The following is a 6251-nucleotide window of genomic DNA, read 5'->3' as shown; positions in this document are numbered from 1 at the left end:
AAAGGTGTTGCAAGTCTTCCAAAATGGTGCCCCACTCCGATTCCGCCATATAGCCTCCAGCATTCAACCAGACGTGGCTGACAAATCTTATGAAAACGGAAAGACAGAATCCTCCGGCAAATCTCTCTCCTGCTTCCCCACCACGCGATAGCTACCTATCTCTGCGCGCATGGACGAGATAAGACCAGCACGGTTCTGCGTCAGCATCCTGCCATTCTCTACCCTTCGGCCACGGCCAGATCATCCCTACCAGATTCCCCATGACGGCCAGAAGTAGCCCCACCCCGACCAAGGACACCATAATAGCCGCTGGCCTGCCATCGTCAATCATGGCCGCAACCACAAACAACACCACCAGAACCCACATGACACCCGCCCTCAATCCATGGACCCTGCTCTGGTATAGATCGAAAGCAGGCCAAGCCCGGCATCTTGTCTACCGGGTAGACAGCCCTGCCAACGCCTCAGCGTTGGCCTGCTTTCGATCTATACCCCCAGACGACACGCTACCATCATCTGCTTTGGAGAAGGCGCCCACATGGATATACTGCAAGCACTTGGCTGGGCAACCGCTCAGGAGAGTCGGCGTGCTCAGCAAGCCTTTTCGCGCGTCGTTGCGCGATCGGCCTTGCGCTGCCGACCAGATAATAGACCCCAGCCGCCCTGGTCATCGGCGCACCGTCACGCCCTCGTTGGGGCGCCGTCGGTGCACTCGTCTCCCAAATGGCTCGACGCCAACCATGCGGCACAGCACGCGCCTGCACTCCCAGCTTACGCGGTCGCTTCGGCGGATGCAGTACACCGCGTTGGCTTCTGGGGACTACTCGCCCCCGCTTCGCTCTCCTGGCTCGCAGCGATCGTTTTTGCCCTCTGGTGGACCATGCAGATCAGCAACGCGACCCGCGCACTCTGGATCACCCCGGGGATCATCTGGGAGGACTTCCGGCAGCCGCCCAAAACGGCGAGTTTCCCGATCACCCAAAGGACTGCAAAGGAAACCGCCCTGCTCATGCTTGGGGTAATCTTTGGCAGCGCATGGATCATCACATTCGGACTTTCCCTCTTTTGGAATCTGTCGAAATGGTATCCCCTTGCCGAAGAATTCGCTTTTCTGGGGCTGACACTATTCCATAACGGCGCCTTGCTAGAGTCTGTCCGACAACGCCTGCGCACTCACTGCATTCACCCAGAGCAAAGGCAAGCATGGCTCGCGTTCTTTGAGCGAAAACATCCGAACCTTACAAGATTAAGACCCCTGGTCATGGAAAATACGGCACGAGTGTTAGGAATCGTGGTGCTCGCCTTGTCTCCATCTCTTCCCGTCCTGCTAGAAGCAGCCCTCTCTGGATGGGCAGCTATTGCCTTCCATATCCTCATGCTGATCCTGACCGCTATGGTGGTTGGTATCTTGCTCACGCACTGGGCCGGCGTCATCGTCGGTGGCCGATATGCGTGGTGGGTGGAATACCACATGATCAACGCGGATTTGTCTACCGGGTAGACAAAATTCCACCAGAGTCCGGCGCCGTCCGGTTTGTCCACCCGGTAGACAAGCGACATTGCCCCGGACCGGGCGGACTCTTCCCGATAAAAAACCAGCGAGTCCCGAGCGCTTCCCGGGATGCGCTATAGCGTACTCCTTCTTTATCTTGCACTCATTTCTTATCGGGAAGTATTTTTTGGCTTTTCGATTTGTCTACCGGGTAGACAAAATTCATCCAGGGGACTCCACGGGGAAAATCTCGAAAGTGGGTTTTGTCTACCGGGTAGACAAGTTCGGGAAACACTATTCTAAGCGCGTTTGTCTACCGGGTAGACAAAATAACAGTCTAGCCTTCCATGGAAAGGTTCGGTGGCGTAGTTTGTCTACCCGGTAGACAAACTGCCCACTGCAATGGTGCTGGATTCCCAGCGCTGCACCACGAAAGTCCCCAGCGTCTTTGTCTCACTGCGATAGAACTTGTGGGTGGCGCGAATGATGGCATCCAGCGGGACCGGCTTACCACCCATGGGTCACTTTTTCACTTTGTAGGCCGGGACAGCGGACAGGTCAATGATGCTGCTCTGGATCGTTGGCGCTTCTCGGCGGGCTTTCTTGCGCTTCCGATAGGCGGCACTGGCGGCACGCTGGGCGGCCTGCCTGTCTGCATGGATGCGAGGGCGGCCACGGTTCCGCCGACCCGGTTGCACCTCTGGACTGGTACCATCCGGCATAACCGTCTCCTGATTACCACCGACGCTTTTATTATACATGACAGTAATAGAAAATATCTAGTATTCATGTGACTATCATAACTAATACAAGTCAACCTAAGCCTTGCACACACACCCCACAAACCCCAGAGAAGTAGGTCGGCACCTTACAAGCCGACCTCACCGGGCCTCCCACTTTGTACCCAGCTTCTTGGCATCCTGCTTGTCCGGCCACCAGCAGGACTGGCACCCCTCGCACTTGAAAAACTCGCTTCCCTTCTTGGTCTTGAGCGCGATCGTGGCCTTCTTGCAGGACGGGCAGGCCGGGCCGGTACCCGCTGCGCCGCGCCCCTTGCCTTTGCCGCCTGCCTTGCCACCGGCGGCAGGCTTCCGCGCTTCGCCAACGGCCAGGGTCGTTTTCTTGGCCGTATCGACAAGCCTTTCCACAAAACTCCGCTGCAGCGACTCAAATTTTTCCAGCGAAACCGTACCGCTGGCGATGGCGCTCAGAGCATCCTCCCAACGCGCTGTCAGCACCGGGTCGGTCAGTTCTTTCGGCAACGCTTTCACCAAAGCCCGGCCACCGGCTGTCGAAACAATCTGTTTGCCCTTGCGCTCGATGAACCCCCGGTCTACCAGCGTCTCCAGGGTATTTGCCCGTGTCGCCTCTGTGCCCAGGCCAGATGTTTCCTTGAGCTTCGCCTTCGCTTCCGGGTCATCCACAACCTTGTGGATGTTGGACATGGCCTCGATGAGCGTGCCGTCCGTGAATCGCGCCGGGGGCTTGGTCTGCTTCGCCTGCACATCGGCGCCAGAGACCGACAGGACCTGGCCCTTTTTCAGGGTCGGGATGCTCTGCGTGTCCTCATCCCCTTCGTCATCAGATACTTCCATCCCATATACTGCCTTCCATCCTGGCTTGACCGGGACATTGGCCGTGGCCTTCCAGGCTTCCCCAGCGCAATCCAGGACCACCTTGGTCGCACGAAAAACATAGGGGGGGTAGAACTGCGCCAGATAGGACCGGACGATGATTTCAAACACCTTCGCCACCACCCCCGACACCGACCCCTGCATGGAGCCCGTGGGAATGATGGCATGGTGAGCCGTCACCTTGCCCGTGTTCCAAATGGACGACCTCCGCTGGCTGTCCGCCCCTTTGGTCAGATCCGCAAAGCCCAGCTTCGCCAGTCCGGACAAAACCCGCCCGGCTTCGCCATGCTGCTCTTCGGGCAAGTACCGGCAATCCGTGCGCGGATACGTCGCGCACTTGTGGGTCTCATATAGCTCCTGTGCGGCATCCAGCACCTGCTGCGCCGAGAGTCCCAGCTTGGCCGAGCACACCTTCTGCAGTTCAGCCAAGGAAAAACCCAAGGGGGCCTGCTGCTGCTTCTCGCTACTTTGGTACTCCGTCACCGTGGCTTGGCCCGCCGCTTTGGCCTTGGCCACCAGCCCGTCGGCGGCGGACTTGTCCGTCAGATAGCCCTCCGCATCGACACCGGGAAAATCGTCACGCTTCTCCCAAGCCGACCAGAAACCCGTGCCAATCCGGGGGACATAAAAATCCTTCGACTTGAACCGCTCGATCTTCTCGTCCCGGGCCACCACCAGCGCCAGAGTTGGCGTCTGCACGCGCCCCACGGACACCACACCAGAGCCGCTATTACGCAAGGTGAATGCCCTGGTCAGGTTCATGCCCATGAGCCAGTCGGCCCGACCACGGGCCTCAGCGGAGTTGCGGAGATTTTGGTACTCCCCATTATCCTTGAGATTCGCCAGGGCTTTCCTGACGCTCTGCTCGTCGAGGGCGGCCAACCAGATGCGCTCCGTCTTGCCCTTCCAGCCCAACTCCTCCAGGACCTCATCCACCAACAACTGGCCTTCACGATCCGGGTCGCCCGCATTGACCACGACCGTGGCCTTTTTCAGCAAATCCCGGATCACCTTGATCTGGGCCCTGGCGTCATCCTTGGGCCGACGCTTCCACTGGTCCGGGAAAATGGGCAACTCCTCAAACCGCCATTTCTTCTTGCCCTTGGGGGTCACTGGCACCGTGTCGGGAGTGTAAAAATCAGGCTCTTCCTGCTCGAATATGTGCCCAAAACACCAGGTCACAACGTCCGAACCACACTGAATGAAGCCATTGCCTTTGGACTTCTGCCCCGGCAAATACTCGGCTATGCCTTTGCCCAAACTGGGCTTTTCCGCGATGTAGAGTTTCAACGTGGGTCCCATCCGTATGAATGCACGAATGGGTATAGATCAGGGGCAGGTCAACAGACCGCAATATCACTCACGCTTCAAACCTCGCTCTCGATCGCGGTCACGCACCATCACACGATCTTCACGCTCGACCATCGTAATGACCTTGCCTTTGTAAGGTTCGAGTTCAGGCATGGCGCCCAGATCGCTCCGGTACACGGCAACCAAACTCCCGTCCTGGAAGGCCAGGGCAACTGTCCGATCCTCGCTCAGGCCAATGACTCCACCTTCACGGTCCAGGAGAGTCGGCGTGCTCAGCAAGCCTTTTCGCGCGTCGTTGCGCGATCGGCCTTGCGCTGCCGACCAGATAATAGACCCCAGCCGCCCTGGTCATCGGCGCACCGTCACGCCCTCGTTGGGGCGCCGTCGGTGCACTCGTCTCCCAAATGGCTTATATGGATGCCTCCATTTGTGCAAGTCGACTTGATGGATGGCGGTACGGTCAAATGCTGCCTTATATCCGGCCTGTACTGCAGGCGCTGCCTGCTGGCCCTGATGAAATCCGCTGGAAGGGGCCTTATCTTGACGACGTCCTCGAAGGACAAGCCATTCTCAGGCTGTCCCTTCCCCGGTCTGACCTATCATGCCATCAATCGTGCCTACCTGCGCAACTCTGAAAACCGTGGAACTGCTGTTCTACTCTCCCGCAATCAAGCGCTGGCCATAACCGTGGACGCATAGTTCGGGTCATACTGCCGATTCCTGGCCAGCAAGGCCCAAATCGTGCGGGCCGTCTTGTTCGCTTGTGCCACGACGACCACATTGTGCGGTCGCCGACTGCGTAACGCGTCGATCCAGGGGTTCCGATTTTTGCTCTGCCGGTTGACCACGGCTCGTGCCCCATGGGTCAACAGGGACCGCAGATAGGCGTCACCCCGCTTGCTGATGCCCAATAGCCGCACTTTCCCTCCGGTGCCACTCTGTCGCGGGACCAAGCCTAAGAAGGAAGCCAATTCCCGCCCGGATCGGAAGGATCGCATGTCGCCTACCGTGGCCAATATCGCCGTGGCGGTGAGCAAGCCTACGCCAGGGATCGCCATCAAGCGCGTCACGGCCTCCTGGTCCTTTTTCCATAGGGTCAGGCGCTTCTCGATATCGGCAATATCCTGGTCGAATTCTTCCAGCCGCTGGAGCTGACGGTGGAAGGTCTCCAGCGCCATGGCAGAGATTCTCCCCTCCAGTGCCGCAAGCGCACCGGGGATTTCCTTCACCCCTTTCTCGCGCCCCTGGGGAAGATCGACCCCAAATTCATACAGCAATCCGCGCATCGCGTTCACCTGCATCGTCCGGATCTTGACCAACTGCTCACGCATGCGATGCAGCGCCAGAACCGATTGCTGCTCTTCACTTTTGACCGTGACAAAGCGCATATCGGGCCGCTGCACCGCTTCCCAGATACCCGCCGCGTCTGCCGCATCCGTCTTGTTGGTCTTGACGAAGGGACGCACGAACTGTGCGGCAATCAAACGCACCTCATGCCCGAGCTTGCCCAACTCCCGCGCCCAGTAGTGGGCACTGCCACAGGCCTCCATGGCGATCAGGCCCGGCTCGCGATTGGCGAAGAACTCCGCCAGCCTCTGGCGCTTGATCTGTTTGCGGTGAATCTCGCCCGTCTCCCAGTCCACCCAATGCAACTGCATCACCCGCTTTGCCAAATCCAGCCCATAAATAGTAGTCTGCATACCGAGTCCTCCTTGGGGTCAGCTCACGAAACGGAAAAAATCGTACGCTAAGACTGGCAGGCAACAAACAATAACCGACTCAGGAACGGACGCTGTTCCTTGCGGATGCGCTCC

6 protein-coding genes are annotated in these 6251 nt (G+C 58.5%); 1 reads left to right on the top strand and 5 read right to left on the bottom strand.

Features of this window, described 5'->3' with window-relative positions; translation table 11 throughout:
• The first annotated feature begins 538 nt into the window (after window positions 1-538).
• Complete coding sequence (locus AB4090_RS14660) at window positions 539-1501, top strand: hypothetical protein (protein ID WP_369574628.1); 963 nt, start codon at window positions 539-541, stop codon at window positions 1499-1501.
• A gap of 365 nt (window positions 1502-1866) precedes the next feature.
• Here AB4090_RS14660 and AB4090_RS14655 read toward each other — a convergent pair whose 3' ends face one another.
• From AB4090_RS14655 to AB4090_RS14635, 5 genes are all read right to left on the bottom strand, one after another.
• Window positions 1867-2010: a hypothetical protein gene (locus tag AB4090_RS14655; RefSeq protein WP_369574627.1), complete on the bottom strand. Its 144-nt coding sequence runs from the start codon at window positions 2008-2010 to the stop codon at window positions 1867-1869.
• A 3-nt stretch (window positions 2011-2013) separates the two neighbouring features.
• Window positions 2014-2253: a hypothetical protein gene (locus AB4090_RS14650; protein ID WP_369574626.1), complete on the bottom strand. Its 240-nt coding sequence runs from the start codon at window positions 2251-2253 to the stop codon at window positions 2014-2016.
• Between the two features lie 120 nt (window positions 2254-2373).
• Window positions 2374-4416: a DNA topoisomerase 3 gene (locus AB4090_RS14645; protein WP_369574625.1), complete on the bottom strand. Its 2043-nt coding sequence runs from the start codon at window positions 4414-4416 to the stop codon at window positions 2374-2376.
• Window positions 4417-4482: 66 nt separating this feature from the next.
• The gene (locus AB4090_RS14640; RefSeq protein ID WP_369574624.1) at window positions 4483-4716 is read right to left on the bottom strand and encodes a hypothetical protein; all 234 of its coding nucleotides are present in this window, start codon (window positions 4714-4716) and stop codon (window positions 4483-4485) included.
• A 389-nt stretch (window positions 4717-5105) separates the two neighbouring features.
• Window positions 5106-6137 carry an IS110 family transposase gene (locus tag AB4090_RS14635; RefSeq protein WP_369574623.1) on the bottom strand — a complete coding sequence of 344 codons (1032 nt, stop codon included), beginning with the start codon at window positions 6135-6137 and terminating at the stop codon, window positions 5106-5108.
• Between the last annotated feature and the right edge of the window lie 114 nt (window positions 6138-6251).

It is taken from the genome of Acidithiobacillus sp. IBUN Pt1247-S3 (assembly GCF_041146875.1).
GTDB lineage: Bacteria > Pseudomonadota > Gammaproteobacteria > Acidithiobacillales > Acidithiobacillaceae > Igneacidithiobacillus.
The sequence above is the reverse complement of the archived record's forward strand: the minus strand, read 5'-3'. Positions and strand labels throughout refer to the sequence as shown.

What these genes read in the sequence shown, in the direction of transcription:
- AB4090_RS14660 (WP_369574628.1), top strand. Translation starts at nt 539, where the DNA reads ATGGATATACTGCAAGCACTTGGCTGGGCAACCGCTCAGGAGAGTCGG.
- AB4090_RS14655 (WP_369574627.1), bottom strand. Translation starts at nt 2,010, where the DNA reads ATGGGTGGTAAGCCGGTCCCGCTGGATGCCATCATTCGCGCCACCCAC.
- AB4090_RS14650 (WP_369574626.1), bottom strand. Translation starts at nt 2,253, where the DNA reads ATGTATAATAAAAGCGTCGGTGGTAATCAGGAGACGGTTATGCCGGAT.
- AB4090_RS14635 (WP_369574623.1), bottom strand. Translation starts at nt 6,137, where the DNA reads ATGCAGACTACTATTTATGGGCTGGATTTGGCAAAGCGGGTGATGCAG.